This is a genomic window from Actinomycetota bacterium (assembly GCA_040754375.1).
Classification (GTDB): Bacteria; Actinomycetota; Acidimicrobiia; order Acidimicrobiales; family AC-14; genus JBFMCT01.
The window spans coordinates 1-15,854 of record JBFMCT010000020.1 but is presented as its reverse complement, the minus strand read 5'-3'; the positions used below and the strand labels follow the sequence as shown (position 1 = coordinate 15,854).

20 protein-coding genes and 1 tRNA gene are annotated in these 15,854 nt (G+C 70.9%); 16 read left to right on the top strand and 5 right to left on the bottom strand.

Features of this window, described 5'->3' with window-relative positions:
• Window positions 1-75: 75 nt before the first annotated feature.
• The 9 genes from AB1673_10045 to AB1673_10005 all read left to right on the top strand — a co-directional run bounded on the left by AB1673_10045 (window position 76) and on the right by AB1673_10005 (window position 6,499).
• Window positions 76-1,518 (top strand): MFS transporter, encoded by a 1,443-nt coding sequence (locus AB1673_10045; protein ID MEW6154312.1) that lies wholly within the window; start codon window positions 76-78, stop codon window positions 1,516-1,518.
• Window positions 1,515-2,123 (top strand): dTMP kinase, encoded by a 609-nt coding sequence (gene tmk, locus AB1673_10040; GenBank protein MEW6154311.1) that lies wholly within the window; start codon window positions 1,515-1,517, stop codon window positions 2,121-2,123. Before AB1673_10045 ends, tmk begins: the two co-directional genes overlap by 4 nt.
• Entirely contained in the window at window positions 2,120-3,223 is a 1,104-nt protein-coding gene (locus AB1673_10035) for a DNA polymerase III subunit delta' (GenBank protein ID MEW6154310.1), read from the top strand. Before tmk ends, AB1673_10035 begins: the two co-directional genes overlap by 4 nt.
• A gap of 167 nt (window positions 3,224-3,390) precedes the next feature.
• A tRNA-Thr gene (locus AB1673_10030) sits at window positions 3,391-3,464 on the top strand.
• 95 nt (window positions 3,465-3,559) lie between these two features.
• Complete coding sequence (locus tag AB1673_10025) at window positions 3,560-3,724, top strand: hypothetical protein (protein ID MEW6154309.1); 165 nt, start codon at window positions 3,560-3,562, stop codon at window positions 3,722-3,724.
• Window positions 3,725-4,177: 453 nt separating this feature from the next.
• Window positions 4,178-4,981 (top strand): class I SAM-dependent methyltransferase, encoded by an 804-nt coding sequence (locus tag AB1673_10020; protein MEW6154308.1) that lies wholly within the window; start codon window positions 4,178-4,180, stop codon window positions 4,979-4,981.
• Between the two features lie 77 nt (window positions 4,982-5,058).
• Window positions 5,059-5,430, top strand: a complete 372-nt coding sequence (locus tag AB1673_10015) for a metalloregulator ArsR/SmtB family transcription factor (protein ID MEW6154307.1) — start codon at window positions 5,059-5,061, stop codon at window positions 5,428-5,430.
• The gene (locus AB1673_10010; protein ID MEW6154306.1) at window positions 5,427-5,912 is read left to right on the top strand and encodes an SRPBCC family protein; all 486 of its coding nucleotides are present in this window, start codon (window positions 5,427-5,429) and stop codon (window positions 5,910-5,912) included. Before AB1673_10015 ends, AB1673_10010 begins: the two co-directional genes overlap by 4 nt.
• Complete coding sequence (locus tag AB1673_10005; protein MEW6154305.1) at window positions 5,912-6,499, top strand: TIGR03086 family metal-binding protein; 588 nt, start codon at window positions 5,912-5,914, stop codon at window positions 6,497-6,499. Before AB1673_10010 ends, AB1673_10005 begins: the two co-directional genes overlap by 1 nt.
• On the opposite strand, the gene AB1673_10000 is transcribed toward AB1673_10005, so the two are convergent.
• Window positions 6,489-7,466, bottom strand: a complete 978-nt coding sequence (locus AB1673_10000) for a sodium:calcium antiporter (protein ID MEW6154304.1) — start codon at window positions 7,464-7,466, stop codon at window positions 6,489-6,491. The two genes, AB1673_10005 and AB1673_10000, sit on opposite strands and share 11 nt — an antisense overlap.
• Window positions 7,467-7,546: 80 nt before the next feature.
• On the opposite strand from AB1673_10000, the gene AB1673_09995 reads away from it, so the two are divergent.
• Both AB1673_09995 and AB1673_09990 read left to right on the top strand, forming a co-directional pair.
• Entirely contained in the window at window positions 7,547-8,791 is a 1,245-nt protein-coding gene (locus AB1673_09995; protein ID MEW6154303.1) for a hypothetical protein, read from the top strand.
• 7 nt (window positions 8,792-8,798) lie between these two features.
• On the top strand, window positions 8,799-11,120 hold the full coding sequence (locus AB1673_09990; protein MEW6154302.1) for a fused MFS/spermidine synthase: 2,322 nt from the start codon (window positions 8,799-8,801) through the stop codon (window positions 11,118-11,120).
• 17 nt (window positions 11,121-11,137) lie between these two features.
• Here AB1673_09990 and AB1673_09985 read toward each other — a convergent pair whose 3' ends face one another.
• The 3 genes from AB1673_09985 to AB1673_09975 form a co-directional block, all read right to left on the bottom strand.
• Window positions 11,138-11,263 (bottom strand): hypothetical protein, encoded by a 126-nt coding sequence (locus AB1673_09985; protein MEW6154301.1) that lies wholly within the window; start codon window positions 11,261-11,263, stop codon window positions 11,138-11,140.
• Window positions 11,264-11,373: 110 nt separating this feature from the next.
• Entirely contained in the window at window positions 11,374-11,517 is a 144-nt protein-coding gene (locus AB1673_09980) for a hypothetical protein (GenBank protein MEW6154300.1), read from the bottom strand.
• Window positions 11,518-11,520: 3 nt separating this feature from the next.
• Window positions 11,521-11,805 (bottom strand): hypothetical protein, encoded by a 285-nt coding sequence (locus AB1673_09975; GenBank protein ID MEW6154299.1) that lies wholly within the window; start codon window positions 11,803-11,805, stop codon window positions 11,521-11,523.
• Between the two features lie 115 nt (window positions 11,806-11,920).
• Here AB1673_09975 and AB1673_09970 point away from each other — a divergent pair, with 115 nt between their 5' ends.
• From AB1673_09970 to AB1673_09950, 5 genes are all read left to right on the top strand, one after another.
• Window positions 11,921-12,487 carry a sigma-70 family RNA polymerase sigma factor gene (locus AB1673_09970; protein ID MEW6154298.1) on the top strand — a complete coding sequence of 189 codons (567 nt, stop codon included), beginning with the start codon at window positions 11,921-11,923 and terminating at the stop codon, window positions 12,485-12,487.
• Window positions 12,488-12,498: 11 nt separating this feature from the next.
• A complete protein-coding gene (gene rsrA, locus AB1673_09965; GenBank protein MEW6154297.1) occupies window positions 12,499-12,780 on the top strand; it encodes a mycothiol system anti-sigma-R factor in 282 nt (93 codons plus the stop codon).
• A gap of 74 nt (window positions 12,781-12,854) precedes the next feature.
• Window positions 12,855-13,043, top strand: coding sequence for a hypothetical protein (locus AB1673_09960; GenBank protein ID MEW6154296.1), 189 nt, complete (start codon window positions 12,855-12,857; stop codon window positions 13,041-13,043).
• Window positions 13,044-13,110: 67 nt separating this feature from the next.
• Window positions 13,111-13,254 carry a hypothetical protein gene (locus AB1673_09955; protein ID MEW6154295.1) on the top strand — a complete coding sequence of 48 codons (144 nt, stop codon included), beginning with the start codon at window positions 13,111-13,113 and terminating at the stop codon, window positions 13,252-13,254.
• Between the two features lie 13 nt (window positions 13,255-13,267).
• On the top strand, window positions 13,268-14,419 hold the full coding sequence (locus tag AB1673_09950; GenBank protein ID MEW6154294.1) for a zinc-dependent metalloprotease: 1,152 nt from the start codon (window positions 13,268-13,270) through the stop codon (window positions 14,417-14,419).
• A gap of 18 nt (window positions 14,420-14,437) precedes the next feature.
• Here the strand turns inward: AB1673_09950 and AB1673_09945 are convergent, their stop codons facing one another.
• Complete coding sequence (locus AB1673_09945) at window positions 14,438-15,484, bottom strand: recombinase family protein (GenBank protein ID MEW6154293.1); 1,047 nt, start codon at window positions 15,482-15,484, stop codon at window positions 14,438-14,440.
• Between the last annotated feature and the right edge of the window lie 370 nt (window positions 15,485-15,854).

Sequence of the window (15,854 nt, the reverse complement as noted above, 5' to 3'; positions counted from 1 at the left end):
CCGCGAGCGCGAAGCGAACCGGGCGGCCGCCCACCAGATGAGGGCTCTGACACCGGTCACCTAGCCTGAACGACCGTGCCTGAGCCCCCTGAGAACAGAGCGTCACGGGGTTGGCCCCGGCGCCGGCGGCCCAGGCCCCTGCGGGGTGAGCTCATGCCCACCGGTGCCGAAAGCGAGACGGCGCCGGTGGCAGCCGTCCCCTCACCCGGTCCCGACCTCCCAGGCCCGCGCCTGCTCGGTTCCAGCTCGTTCTTCCGGCTGTGGCTGGCTCAGGTGGTGTCCTCCATGGGCGACTGGATCGGCCTGGTGGCCATCTTGTCGTTGGCTGCCCGTATCGGGGGTAGCTCGCCCGAGGCGGCCATCAGCCTCGTCATGTTCGCCCGCATGGTCCCGGGGTTCTTCTTCGGGTCGGTGGCCGGTGTGCTGGTCGACCGGTGGGACCGCAAGCGGGTCATGGTGTCCTGCGACGTGGGGCGCGGCTTCGTGCTGGCCACGCTCCCGTTCATCAACTCCATCTGGGGGCTGGTGGTCGCCTCGCTCTTCCTCGAGGTCCTCACCTTGCTGTGGGCGCCCGCCAAGGAGGCGTCGGTCCCCAACCTGGTGCCCACCAGCCGCCTCACGACCGCCAACTCCCTGTCGTTGGCCGCGGCCTACGGCACCTTCCCCATCGGCTCGGCCCTGTTCGCCTCGTTGACCAAGGTGGCCGAATGGCTGGGCCAGCACGCCGGCGCCCTCGGCTTCCTCGAGCTGAACCAGGAATCGCTGGCCATCTACGTCGACGTCCTGACGTTCTTCACCTCGGCCGCGCTGCTCTCGACGGTCGCCCTGCCTCACAACCCCAGGCGCAAGGGCCGGATCGAGCTGGGGCGCACCTTCACCGAGCTCAAGGAGGGCTGGAAGTTCATCGGCACCAGCCCGGTGGTGCGCTCGGTGCTGGTCGGGCTGGGCACCGGGCTCATCGGCGGGGGCATGGTCGCCCCCCTCGGCCCCACGTTCGCCGAACGGGTGCTGCGGGCCGGCCCGGCCGGTTTCGGCCTGCTGCTGACGGCCCTGGGCATGGGGCTGGCCGTCGGCGTCGTCGGGGTCTCGACGATCCAGAAGCGGGTACCCCACGCCAAGGTCTTCCCACTGGCCGTGCTCGGCGCGGGGGCGGCCATGGCCGTGGCCGCGGCCATGTCGAGCCTGGCTCTGACCATGCTGTTCATCGGCTTGATGGGCGTGTGCGCGGGTGCGGTGTACGTGCTGGGGTTCACCCTGCTGCAAGAGAGCGTGGAGGACGAGTTGCGGGGCCGGATCTTCGCCACGCTTTACACCCTGTCGCGCCTGTGCCTGCTGATCTCGCTGGCCTTCGCGCCTCTGGCCGCGGGCCTGCTCGACAGCCTGCCCACGTCGGTGCCCGGCGTCCGGATGACCTTGTGGATCGGGGCCGCCATCATCCTGGCGGCCGGCGTGCTGGCCGCCCGTGCGCTGGCACCGCGGGCGCCGGCCCTCCGTCCCGAGGGGAGGGCACCCGAGTGAGGGGTCGTTTCGTCGCCTTCGAGGGCGGGGAGGGGTGCGGCAAGTCGACCCAGGCCCGCCTGCTGGCCGAACGGCTCGGGGCCGTGCTCACCCACGAGCCCGGTGCGACCGAGCTGGGCCGGCGGGTCCGGACGCTCGTACTGGGCCCCGCTGTGGGTAGTGCGACCGTCGATGCCCGGGCTGAGGCCCTCCTGATGGCCGCCGACCGCGCCCAGCACGTGGCCGAGGTGGTCCGGCCGGCCCTGGAGAAGGGCTTAGACGTCGTCACCGACCGGTTCTCGGGCTCGACGCTGGCCTACCAGGGCTACGGCCGGGGCCTTCCCCTGGACGACCTGCGGTGGCTGACGCGGTGGGCGTCGGGGGGACTGGAACCGGACGCGGTGGTGCTCATCGAGGTCCCCGTCGAGGTGGCCATGGCCCGGGCCCGGGCCCGCCCGGGCGAAGGTCCGGACCGCATGGAGGGCGAGGACCGGGAGTTCCACCGCCGGGTCGAGTCCGGTTACCGGTCCCTGGCGGCCGCCGACCCCGGCCGCTGGGCCGTGGTCGACGGGGCCGGCGACGTCGACGAGGTGGCGGCCCGTGTGGCCGGGGCCCTAGGACTGTGACCGGCGCGACCGGGGAGGGCCGCGTGTTCGGCACGCTGGTGGGCCAGGCCAGGGCCGTCAACGCCCTCCGGGCCGCAGCCCGGGCCCCGGTCCACGCATACCTGTTCGTCGGCCCTCCGGGCGGGGGCAAGCGCCCCGCGGCCCGCGCCTTCGCAGCCGCTGTCATGTGCCCCCAGGGCGGCTGCGGGCAGTGCGAGACGTGCCGGCGGGTACTGGCCGACGTCCACCCCGACGTGGTGACGGTGGAGCGCGACGGGGCCTACATCAGCGTCGGCCAGGCCCGGGAGATCCAGCGGCTGGCCATGCGCACCCCCAACGAGGGTCACCGCAAGGTGCTGGTGCTCAACGATTTCCACCTGGTGCGAGAGGCGGGGCCCACCCTGCTCAAGGTGATCGAGGAGCCACCCCCGAGCACCATCTTCTTGGTCCTGGCCGATCACCTCCCCCCCGAGCTGGTGACGATCGCCTCCCGGTGCGTGCGCATCGAGTTCGGGCGCCTGAGCCAGCACGAGATCGAGGCTGCCCTGGTGGCCGAAGGCGTGGGGCCGGACCGGGCGGCCGAGGCGGCCGAGGCGGCTGAGGGGCGCCTCGACCGCGCCCGCATCTTGGCCTCCGATCCCGGCCTGGAGGACCGCCGGCGGCTCTGGCGCTCCGTGCCGGCCCGCCTCGACGGCACGGGGGCGACGGTGTCCCGGCTGGCCGGTGAGCTGGTGGTCATGCTCGGGTCGGCCGCCGTCGGCCCTCTGGAGGCCCGCCACGCCGAGGAGCGAGCCGCCCTGGAGGCCCGTATCGAACGTTCGGGTGAGCGCGGCGGGGGCCGCAAGCTCCTGGTCGAGCGCCAACGCCGGGAACTGCGGCGCCTGCGGGCCGACGAGCTGCGCTACGGCCTGGCCGTGTTGGCCGGCACCTACCGCGACGCCCTGGCCGCGGGAGTTGTCGAGGCCACGGCCTTCGAGGGTCCCGGCCCCGCCCGGGCCCGTGAGCTGGCGGCCTCGGTGGACGCCCTCCAGGACGCGGCCGAGGCCATCGTCCGCAACCCGAGCGAGAGCCTGTTCCTGCAGGCGCTCCTACTGCGCCTGGCACCACTGGGCCGACCATGACGAGGGGGGACTTGAACATCGACGAGGCCATGGGCCCCGTCGAGGTCGACCGCCCTGACCGGCTGCAAGCCGTCGCTGGCAGCCGACTACGTCGAACGTACCCCCGCCCCCGCGGTCACCGGCCCCGCTCCCGGCCCCGGCCGTAGCCCACTAACCTGGGCTGTCCCGCCCGGGTAGCTCAGTTCGGCAGAGCAGCTCACTCGTAATGAGCAGGTCGTCGGTTCGAATCCGACCTCGGGCTCGCACGCAGGTGCTGTGAACGAGGGCGTTGGACAGCCTCCTCGCCCGATGCTCGGGTACGTCCGGTTCGGCCGATCTGGCTGAGGAGCTGTGTCAGTGCGCACGGATGGAGGCCCACCCTGGCTGATGGTCCTCGGCCAGGCCGGTTTCTTCGATCGGTTCACCGTGGTGATGAGCCGGCTGTCCCAAGCGCTCGCCATCGAGGACCAGGAGCCCTTCGACCGCCGGTACGGGGACCTCGTCCCACTGGGCGCCGGATGACCTTCACGACAACAGATAACTCTGCCGGTTCAGCTCGCCGCTGTGCCCCCGCAAATGTGAGTCCTCCAACCGCCCACTTGGTCGGCGTGAACGGACTCATGGCTCAAGAGTTCGTCGCTCACGTCCTCATCGCCGGTAAGGAACACGCCCCCGATCCTGACCCCGCCCCGTGGCCCGTAGCCGCCAGTCATGCCGGAAGTTCGAAGCATGCGCGGTGTTCAGCCCGCTCGCCACGTGGTCCACGACCACCTTGCACAGAGCTTCCCCCGCTCCATCGGCCCGGGCGTTAGGTACCCGAACTACTTTCGTCGAGCTGAGCGCGGACCTGGTGGGTCGTGAGCGAAGCGACCGGCGGGCCCCACCAGTGCTCCGTGCTACCACGGACGACGGGGGTAGATAATACCTCCTGGACGGCGGGTGTGGCCACGATGGGTGCGCAGGGCGGGGGGAGGCATGAGCGAGTACGCATTGAGGCTCAGCGAGGCGGAGCTGGCCCGCTATGAGCTCATGGCCGAGATCGCGGCCGAGGCCGAGGGCCACCTGTGGGCCGCGGCCGGTGTGGTCGAGGGCGCGGCGGTCGCCGATGTCGGGTGTGGCCCCGGTGCCGTGTCCGCACTCCTGGCCCGCTTGGTCGGAGCCACCGGCTCGGTCCGGTCAGTCGACCGTGACGCCGAGGTGATCGAGGCGGCCCGGACGGTCGTCGGCCGGGCCGGGGTCGCCAACGTGACCTTCGGCGTGGGCGAGGCCCACGACACCGGTATCGCGCCCGGCAGTGTGGACCTCGTCATGATCCGCCACGTGCTGGCCCACAACGGTTCGAGGGAGCAGGCCATCGTCGACCACGCCGCCTCCCTCGTCCGCCCGGGCGGTGCCGTCTACCTCGTCGACATCGACATGACGGCCTTCCGCTTGCGCCCGGCCGACAGCGATGTCGCCGATCTCGACTCCCGCTACGAACGCTGGCACGCGCAACAGGGCAATGACCTCACCATCGGTCTCCGCCTGGCCGAGCTGCTGGCCGGGGCCGGCCTCGTCGACGTGGAGCACCACGGCCGCTACCACATCCTGCCCGTCCGGCCCGGCTTCCGCCCGCCGAGCTGGGCGGCGCGAGCCGCGTTGGTGGCCGCCGGTCTGGCGACCGAGGCGGATGTCGCCCGCTGGGACGCCGCTTTCGTCCGGCTCGACCAGGCCGCCCTCCGGCCGACGCTGTTCGTCCCCCAGTTCTTCGCCTTCGGCCGGCGCCCGGCGCTCGACTGACCTTTCTAAACCGATCGGTTGACAACGCCGGGACCAGAGCGTACCTTTATCAACCGATCGGTTGATAAAGGAGCGTCTTGGCCGACGACCAGCTTTCGAGGATCTTCGCGGCCCTGGCCGACCCGACGCGGCGCGACATCGTGGCCCGCCTGGCCGAGGGCGACGCCACCGTCGGGGAGCTGGCCGAGCCCTATGGCGTGTCTCTCCAGGCGGTGTCCAAGCACGTCAAGGTGCTGGCCGAGGCGGGCCTGGTCACCCAGACCCGAGACGCCCAGCGCCGGCCGTGCCGCCTGGAGGCCCAGGTCTTCGACCTGATGACCAAGTGGGTCGAGCGCTACCGGCAACAGGCTCAGGAGCGCTACGAACGCCTCGACGCCGTCCTAGCCGAGATGCGGGGCGAGAAGCCGATCACCTACCCCACGACCAGCCAGAGAGGAGCAGCGTCATGAACCCCACCAGCAGCCGTCACCAGGTGACGATCGAGGCCGACCCGACCGTGCCGATCATCCACATCACCCGCGACTTCGACGCCACCCCGGCCCAGCTCATGCGGGCCCACACCGACCCGGAGCTGTTCGCCCGGTGGGTCGGCCCCGACGGGATGGAGACCACCATCGTCGAGTGGGAGGCCACGACGGGGGGCCGGTGGCGCTACGTGGCCAGCCGCGACGGCGAGGATTACGGCTTCCACGGCTCGTTCCACGAGGTGGGTGAGGACCGGATCGTCCAGACCTTCACCTTCGACGGTGTGCCCGACGGCGTCGCCCTCGAGACGCTGTGGTTCGAGGACTTGGGGGGCGGGCGCACCCGCCTGCACGCCCAGTCGCTCGTCGACAGCTTCGAGGGCCGCGACCAGTGGATGGCCAGCGGGATGGAGACGGGCGTGGAGCAGGGTTACGCCAAGCTCGACGCCTTCGTGGCCGAGCTCTGATGGGCCGGGCCCCGATGGGTGGCGCCGACGAGTACCGGGGCGTCGCCGGCGCGTTCACGGCCACCGTCGAGGGCGTACGGCCCGAGGATTGGGACCGGCCTGCGCCGCCCGAAGGCTGGGTCGCCCGTGACGTCGTCCGCCACCTCATCGACTGGTTCTCGGCCTTTCTGCGCGGCGCTACGGGGATCACGCTCCCGGCCGGCCCCCCGGTCGACGAGGACCCGGCCGGTGCCTGGCGCACCCACAGCGACGCCGTGCAGGCCCTGCTCGACGACCGCGAGGCGGCCGATCGCGAGCACGACTTCCCCCACATCGGCCGCATGGCGCTCGGGCAGGCAGTGGCCATGGTCTACACCGGTGACGTGTTCCTCCACCGCTGGGACCTGGCCCGGGCCACCGGTCAGGACGAGGTCCTGGACCCCGGGAGGTGCGCCGAGATGCTGGCCGCCATGGTGCCCATGGACGACGCCCTCCGCCACAGCGGCCACTACGGTCCGCGTGTCGACGTGCCCGACGACGCCGACGTCCAGACCAGGCTCCTGGCGTTCATCGGCCGGGACCCGTTCGGGCCCAGTCTCAGCGGATGAGGTACAGCGTGGCGGCGTAGGCGACCAGCAGGGCGATCCCCTCCCAGCGCTGCAGGCCTTTGCCGAACTTTCCCAGGAAGAGCCAGGCCAGCGCGCCGGCCCCGACCATGGCCCCGGTGGCGACCAGCGTCAGGCCCGTGTCGTCGATGGGACCGGGGCCGATGAGCCCGGCCGTGCCGGCCACGATCGTGCTGTTGAACACGTTGCTGCCCAGGACGTTGCCGGCCAGCAGGGCCATCTCGTTGCGCCGGGCCGACTGTATGGAGGTGACCAGTTCGGGCAAGGAGGTGCCCACGGCCACCAGGGTCAGCCCGACGAACCCACCGGTCAGGCCGATCTCGGCCACGATCCGCTGGGCCCCGACCACCAGCAACTGGGCGCCGGCCACGGTGGCAACCAGACCTACCACCACCCGCCCGGCGTCGCCCTTGGCCGAGCCTTCGGAGGTGCCGGCACCTTTGTGGGGCCCGTGCTCCAAGCGCTCCTCGAACTCGGCCAGGTATTCGGCGTCGGCCTCACTGGGCGGCTCGGCCGGTGGCTCGCTGGCCCGGAGCATCAGGACGAGAGCGCCCGCCAGTCCCGCGATCAGGGCGGCCGCCTCCCAGCGGGAGACGCCGTCGCCTTGCAGGACCACGGCCAGCAGCACGACGCTGCCCAGGGCGAGCGGGGCCTCGAGGCGCACCACTCGGGGGACCGGGTGGGGCCGGGCGATGATCCCGGCGATACCCAGGACGAGCGTGACGTTGGCCAGGTTGGAGCCCACGGCGTTGCCCATGGCGATGTCGAGCGATCCCCGGGCCGCGGCCAGGGCCGAGACGAGCCATTCGGGGGCGCTCGTACCGAACCCGAGCACCACCGCCCCGACCACCACCGGGGAGACCTTGAGGGTGACAGCCAGCCGGGCAGCCCCGGCCACGAACACGTCGGCCCCCTTGGCCAGCACCAGGAGGCCGACGACGATGAGCACGATGTTCAGGGCGATCGCAGATCGTCGCGCACCCCGGGCCCCCTCCGGGCCCCTTCGTCCAGGCCGTTATCCTCCAGCCTGTGAACAGGGGGGATCACGAACGCGTCAAAGTCGGCGGCGGGTCGCCTCCGGCCGCCCCCGCCCCCTCTTCCCCGACCACCGACGAGCCTGGGCCACCGGTCGGCCAGGGCTTGGAGCCGTCGATCGTAAGGCGGGCGGTGGTCCTCTACCTGGTCCTCGCCGCCGTCCTGGCCTTCGTGGTGGCGGCCTCGCTGGTCCTGCTGCCCTACACCCACCAGCACACCCGGCCCACGTTCTTCCGGCGCCAGCCGTGGTTCGACGGGTGGTTCCGCTGGGACGGGGCGTGGTACTTCAACATCGCCGAGCGGGGCTACTGGCACCACCCCGAGACGGGCCAGAGCCCGGTGGCCTACTTCCCGGCGTACCCGCTGCTCATGCGGATGGGGGAGCGGATCTTCGGGAACGTGGTCGTGGCCGGCATCGCCGTCACGATCGCATCGGGGGCGGCCGCCGCCGGGCTGTTCGCGTCCTGGGCCAAGCGCCAGCTGGGGTCGGTGACGGCCGCGTGGACGGCCGTCCTGCTCCTGCTGCTCTACCCGTTCTCGTTCTTTCTCTACGGCGCGGTGTACGCCGACGCCCTCTTCGTGGCCGCCATGGTCGGTGCGTTCCTGCTGCTGGAGCGGGACCAGCCGGTATTGGCGGGCCTGGTGGCCGCCGTGGGCACCGCGGCCCGGCCCATCGGTGCCCTGGTCGTGATAGCCCTCGTCATCCGGGCGGTCGAGCGCCGGGGGGGCCTCAAGGGGCTCAAGCCCAAAGACGCAGGGGTCCTGCTCGCCTGTCTCGGGGTCGGGGCCTTCAGTGCCTACACGTGGGCTCGTTTCGGCAGCCCCCTGGCGTGGGTCGAGGCCCAGGAGGGGTGGGGCCAGGAGCCCGGGCCCCAGACGTGGTTCAAGACCGACTTCTTGCGGGGCCTGGAGATGTTCTCCCACAACTCCCACGACCTGATCGCCTACCTGCTGCACCCGATCACCACGATCGGGTGCCTGGCCCTGGTCCCGGCCGTCATACGCCGCTTCGGGTGGGGCTACGGGGTCTACGTACTGCTGGTCGTCGGGGTGGCCGCCATCTCGACAAAGAACTTCTTCGGTATGGGCCGTTACACGCTGGCCGCCTTCCCCTGCTTCGCGGTCGCCGGGGCCGCCCTGGCCAAGTGGCCCGAGGCCAGGGTCTACGTACTGTTCGTAAGCGGTGCCCTGATGGTGGCCGGCGCGTCCTACTTCGCCCGCGGCTTCTATCTATCCTGACCGCCTCGTGACCACCCGTTCAAAGGCGATCCTGTTCGCCCTCTTCGCGGCGACAGGGTTCTCCGCCCTGACCCTCCAGGTCGTCTGGCAGCGGGTGATCTCGATGCACGCGGGCGTCGACCTCTTCTCGTTCACCACGGTCGTGGCCGCCTTCCTGGCCGGCTTGGGGATCGGCACGATCGTCGGGGGCACGGTGGCCGACCGCCTCGGCCCCAAGAAGGCGTTGCTGGCCTACGCGGCGGCCAACGCCGGCATCGGGGTCTTCGCCTGGTTCAGCCTGTGGCTCTTCTACGACTACTACCAGTCGGTCGTGCCCGGCCTGGGTGGCACCCTGGCTTCGTTCCTGTTCCACTTCGTCCTCCTGGTCGTGCCCACGGTCCTGATGGGGATCTCCCTGCCGGTGGTCGCCCGGGGCGTCGTCGACCGCATCGAGGACGCCGCCCCCCTGGTGGGCCGCCTCTACGCGGTGAACACGGTGGGCGCGGGCCTGGGCGCGGCCGTGTCGGGCTGGCTGCTGGTCGGCAACCTGGGCTTCGTGGCGACCGTCCGCCTGGCCGGCACCATCAACCTGTTGGCGGGCGCGTCGGTCTTCCTGCTGTGGCGGGCCGCGGCCCGGGCACGGGCGGCCGCGCCCGTCCCTGCGCCCGCGCCGACGAGCGGCGTCTCGGAGGTGGCCGCCCCACGGGCGTGGCCCTGGTACCTGCTCTACGGCACCACCGGGGCGGTGGCTCTGGGGATGGAACTGATCTTCTTCCGGGTGATCGACACCCTCATGCGCTCGAACTCGTACACGTTCGGCCACGTCCTGATGCTCTACCTCGTGCTGTTCGGCACGGGCACGGCGATCGCCTCGTTGTTCGTCGCCAAGGTCCGGCGTCCGCAACGATGGTTCCTGGGCCTCCAGTTCGGCGTGGGCGTGGCTGCCCTGGGCGGCCTGTTGCTGCTCGTCGAGGGGCCGGGCCTGCTGGGGATCGACGGGCCCTTCACCCGCCACTTCACCAAAGACGGCTACAACCTCGGCCAGTACCAGTTCTGGCCGCTGCGCGAGCTGGGGCGCATCACCTTCGTCCACGTCCTCGGCCCGCTGGCCGTAATGGGGCTGCCCGTCCTGCTCATGGGGGCCGCCTTCCCGTTCGTCCAGGCCCTGGTGGCGGGACGCTTCGACACGCTGGGCCGGCGCACGGGGCGCCTGCTGTTCTCCAACGTGGTCGGCAACGTGGCCGGCATCCTGCTCGTGGGGTTCGTCCTGATCGACCGGCTGGGCACCTCGGGCAGCCTGCGCCTGCTGGCCGGCGTGCTCGTCGTCCCCGGAGTGGCTTGGGCGCTCCTGGCCAGCACGCAGTCGCGGCGTGTCGCCCTGGCTGCGGGGGCAGTCTCCGTGATGGCGCTCGCCCTCGTGCTGTTCCCCTCAAACCGCGAGCTGTGGTCCTTCTTCCACGCGGCCGACGGGTTGCCGTTCAAGCTGGAGGAGGACCGGGCGTGTGTCAACGCCATGCGGCCCGACGAGGCCGGTGCCAGCCTGCTGTTCATCAACGGAGCGTCCCAGAACGCCTATCCCTACGACGACTACCACGTGCTTATCGGTCTGGTCCCGGCTCTGCTGCACCCGGGACCCGACCGGGCCCTGTCGATCGGGCTGGGCATCGGGGCCACGCCCTACGGGATGTCTCTCGACGAGCGTCTGTCGGCCGTCGACGTGGTCGAGCTGTGCGGCAAGGAGATCACCCTCCTGGAGGGGCTGGCGGCCGAAGGGTCCCAGGAGAACCAGCGCATGTTCTCCGACCCCCGTGTCGACATGCGCACGGGCGACGGGCGCAAGGCCCTCATCGCCGCCGACGAGCCCTGGGACGTGATCACGGTCGACGCCATCCGCCACCAGAGCGCCTTCAGCGGGAACCTGTACTCGGTCGAGTTCTACGAGCTGGTCCGCAGCCGCATGGGCGCCGGCGGGATGATGGCCCAGTGGATGCCCACGCCCCGCACGGTCAACAGCGCCACCGAGGTGTTCGACTACGCCTTGGCCTTCACGGTGGAGACCTACGGCAACTCCCAGTTCTTCGTGGCCAGCTCCCAGCCCATCGCCTTCGACCGCGACGTGCTGCTGGGCCGGGTCGACGCCCTGATCCTGGAGGCCGAACGGCGCTTCGTCCTGCCACCCGGCCAGCTCGAGTCGATCCGCAACTTCTTCGCCACCGTGCAGCCCGTCGTGCTCCAGTTCGGGGGGCCGGCGGCCGATGTCCCAGAACGCGCCCTCAACCGCGACCTGTTCCCGCGCGACGAGTACTTCCTCAACAACCCGGTGGCCGTCGAGAACCGGCCCCGGCCCTGAGCGAGCCAGTCGACGAGTCAGTCGACGAACGGGACAGGGAGCCGCTCACCTTGGGCCAAGGCCATGATCCCGGCGAAGAGGGCGCCAAAGATCAGCAGGACGATCAGCCACGCCAGCCAGTCGGTGCGTTCCTTGTCGTGCATCGAGCACCACCTCCAGCCGTTACTTCGGCACGATGGCACCCGACCTGTAGGTCGAACGACCTATTTCTCCCTCTCGTCAAGTATCGGCGCGGGCGGCGCCGAGCTTGAGCTCAGGTAGCGGGCTCGACGCAGCGGCAACGGTCGGTGGGCTCGCCGCAACCGTCGCACGCTGTGCGCCCCGCCTCGTCGAGGTGTACACCCATCCCGCACTGCTGGCACACCCCGCTGTCGACCGGCATCTCGGTGTTGCTCATGGCTCAGTGCCCCCCGCCGGGCCCGAAGCCGTCACCGATGGGCTCGGAGCTGTCCTGGGCGTCGGCGAGGGCCTCCTCGAAGCTGGCGCCGGTTCCCTGCTTACGCCGCCCGTCCTCGTCGGTCGTGGTGACTACCACCACCTCGTTCCCGGCGCCGTCGAAGATGGACTGCTGGGCCACGCCCGTCTCGTCCACCGACGGTGCCCGGTAGCCCTCGTCGTCGTCGGCGCGGTGCTGGGGGTGGTCGGACGAACCGACCCGGTCGTCAAGGAACCTCTGCTCAGACATATCAAGCCTCCTCTGTCCCCCAGGTGCCTACCCCGGCGGGGCCCGGGCCGAACACGGTGCCCGCCTCTGGGCCCGCCGACCGGTCCCTGCCCCCGACCGAGTACCTTGAAGGCACATGGCGGACCGAGAGCGCTTCGAAGAGCTGGCCATGGAGCACATGGGCTCCCTCTACACGGCCGCCCTGCGTATGACCCGCAACCCCTCCGACGCCGAGGACCTGGTGCAGGAGACCTACCTGAAGGCCTACCGGGGGTTCGGGGGCTTCCAGGAGGGGACCAACCTCAAGGCGTGGCTCTACCGGATCCTCACCAACACGTTCATCAACTCCTACAGGGCGCGCAAGCGGCGCCCCGAGGAGAGCGACATCGACGACCTGGAGAACCTCTACCTCTACCGCAAGCTGGGTGGCCTGGAAGGGGCGTCGGCGGGCCGGAGCGCCGAGGACGAGGTGCTCGACCAGTTCACCGAGGCGGAGGTCAAGGAGGCCATCGAGGCCCTGCCCGAGCAGTTCCGCCTGGCGGTGCTGCTGGGCGACGTCGAGGGGTTCTCCTACAAGGAGATCGCCGAGATCTTGGATATTCCGATCGGGACGGTCATGTCTCGCCTCCATCGCGGAAGAAGGGCGCTGCAGAAGCGGTTGTACGAGTTCGGGCGCCAGCGAGGGCTGGTCCCCCGTGCGTGAGGGCTCCACGTATGCATGACAAACGCAACTGCACCGAGGCTGTCGAGGTCTTGTACCACTACCTCGACGGTCATCTCACCGAGGAGCGCCGTATCCTCATCCAGCGCCACCTCGACGACTGCCCGCCCTGTCTCGACGCCTTCGACTTCGAGGCCGACCTGCGGATCGTCATCGCCCACAAGTGCCGCGAACACGTCCCCGAGAAGCTGCGCATGAGGGTGGCCGAGGCCATCCGGGAGATGCGTGACGGAGGCGGCCGCGGCGGCGGGTTGGGCGAGCCTCCCCCCTTCTGACGGTTCCGGCCCCCGTCCCGGCGGCCGGCTCGCTAAAGCGGAATACCCCGCTCGCCGATGAGGTTGCCGTGAACATGTCAGAGCAATCGGTGGGGGCCCAGCCCCTCAGCGGGAGCCACCGCCCCTCCAGGGCCTTCAAGGCCGGGAGGGTGTGCCGGCACCCGGGTTGCGGCACCGTCCTGTCCATCTACAACGACGGCAAGTTCTGCTATAGCCACGAGCCGATGGTCGTGCCCCGCATGCGGGGCAAGAAGATCGCCTGACGCCCGCGGACCAGGGTGGCCGGCCGCCGGTTGTCGGTGTCGGCCATGGGCGGTTTACCATCGTCCGATGGACCTCATCCTCGCAGCCACCAAGCCGTGGACGTACCAGTTGGCGCTCCCGGTCATGGTCATGAGCGTGCTGGCCGTGCTCGGGGTGTTCCTCGCGTACCTGCGAAAGGCCGTCGCCGCCAAGTACCCCAAGCAGCCGTGACCCGAGGGGGCCAGTGACCGCACCCGCCATCGACTCTCCTCCTGGGCCCCAGGACCGCCCGAGCCGCCCCCCCGACCCCGTCGCTTGGGACGTCGCCGAGCGCATCGCCCGGCGTGTCGCCGGGCGCGACCCGCTACAGGAGTCCTACCACTACTCGTCGCTCGAGCCCGACTTCCGCGAGTTCACCGAGCTGGCCGAGAAGCTGGTCGAGAAGGAGACCGGCCTACGGTCGCTGGCCGGTCCCGCCCGTGCACGAGTCACCGACCGCCAGGGCTGGGTGAGGGCCAACATCGCGTCGTTCCGCCGGCTCCTGCGCCCGCTCACCGACCGGCTGGGCGAGCGGCTGGGCTCCACTCGGGCTGCGGGTGCGGGCCGCTCGATCGCCGGTGCGGAGGTCGGCGCCCTGCTGGGTTGGATGTCGACCCGGGTGCTCGGCCAGTACGACCTGCTCGTCATCGAGGACGAGGACGCCGACGAGCAGGACATCGTCTACTACGTCGGCCCCAACATCTTGGCCCTCGAGAAGCGTTACGCCTTCCCGCCTCGGGAGTTCCGGTTGTGGCTCGCCCTCCACGAGGTGACCCACCGGGCGCAGTTCACGGGCGTCCCGTGGATGCGGGGCTACTTCCTTTCGCTGGTCGAGCAGAGCCTGGACGCCTTCGACCCCGACCCCAAGCGGTTCGTGGAGGCCCTGCGGCGAGCCGTGGCCGAGGTGAAGGCGGGCCGTAACCCCCTCGACGAGGGGGGCATCGTCTCGTTGTTCGCCACCCCCGAGCAGACGGCCGTGTTCCGGCGCATCCAGGGCCTGATGAGCCTGCTCGAAGGCCACGGCGACCTGGTCATGGACCGGGCTGCAGTTGACCTGGTCCCCAGCGCCGGCCGGTTCAAGGAGGTGCTGCACCAGCGCCGCCAGTCGAGCGGTGCGACCCGGGCCTTCCAGAAGCTGGTGGGCCTCGAGGCCAAGCTCCGCCAGTACCACGACGGCGAGCAGTTCCTCGAGGCCATAGAGAAGGCGGGGGCCGGCAACGTCGACCTCTTGTGGCGGGGCCCCGAGAACCTGCCCTCGATCGACGAGGTCCGTGACCCCGGCCGGTGGCTGGCCCGGATGGGCGAGGCGGCCGCAGCCGACGGCCGGGCCGCGGTCGAGGCTGTCACCTCTGACTGAGCGGAGCTGACGAGCGAGTCAGTGGCGCCAGACGGCGTGGAGCCGTTCGGGACGGAACTTGCCCCCTGTGCCGCCCACGGGTTCGACGACGACGTGGTCGACGAGCGTGCGGATCAGTTCGCGGCGGTTATCGACCGAAGTGGAGGACCATGCGGCCGCCAGTTCGTCTCCCGTCCCCACCAGGTCCAGGAGCGCCTTGGCCTCGTCGAACTGCCGTAGCCGGGCCTCGTTGACCTCCAGGCGGCGGGCGATGTCGGCTCGGGCCGGCTGCCACTCGGCCCAGGTGATCTGGCGGTCGGCCCACAGCACAGCCAGCTCCTTGAGCCGTTCGAGGTCGTCGCGTACGGCGTCGGCCGCCTCCTGGACGGCCGCCCGCACGTCCTCGACGGGCTCGAACGCCGACCTCACCGACCTCGTGAGCTCGGGGGAGCCGACACGGGCCAGCACCAGGTGCTTGACGTGGTCCTCGACCAGGGTGGCCTTGACGATGACCCCCGAACAACCCCCGGCGGCCGGCGCCGGGCAGCGGTAGTACTGGTTGGCGTCGCTGCGGTAGAGGAAGTGGAGGCTCCCTTTGCACCGGCCGCACCGGAGAAGGCCGTTGAGCAGGGAACGGCGAGGGGGGCGCCGCTGCAGGCCGCGCGACGACCGGAGGGCCACGAGGGCCTGGTGGGTGTCGATGTCGACGACGGCCGGCCACTTCTCCACGAGAGTGCCCCGGCCGTTGACGTCTAGGCCGGCCAGGCGGGGCTGGATCAGCAGGGCGGACAGGCTGTTGACTCGCCACGGCCCCCCGGTGGTCGTCCGCAGTCCCCGGCTGTTCCACTCCTGCACGACCGACGAGAGGGTCTGGCCGCCGAGCACCCGCCGGGCGGCGTCCCGAATGGCGGCCGCCTCCACCTCCACGGTCCTCGACCGGTCGTGGACGTGCCCGAAGCCCCGCGGCCCGAAGTTGGCGGTCGTGGCCCGCCGCCGGGCGGCTCGGTCGCTCTCGATGTTGCCCAGCACGGCCCCGACCTCGGCGAGCACGCTGGCGGTGGCGTCTGGTGGCTGGGGGTGGGACATCCTGCGGCGGCCCGCTTTCCTCGGCGCTCGTGGCACCCCGAGTACGGAGTGCCGGTCCGGCCGGGATGAGCGCTGGGGCCGGCGGCCGAAAAAAAGAGGGGCATTGCAACAGGAAAACCGCTCGGCAACGCCATGACAGGGCGCCGGGGCTTCCATAGAGTCCCCGGCGCTCACAGGGCCAGCTTCTTTCGTCACACCCCTACGCCGCCTCACCAGCAGGATCCCGAACGAAGGGCCCACACGTCAGGGGGGAGAGAACATGCAGCGGTGGAGGTCGGCCAGATCACAAGCTGGCCAGGCCACGTTTTCGCTGGTCATCGTCGTCGTAGTCGTTGCGATAGCAGTCGTACTGCTCTATCGCACGGCTTGG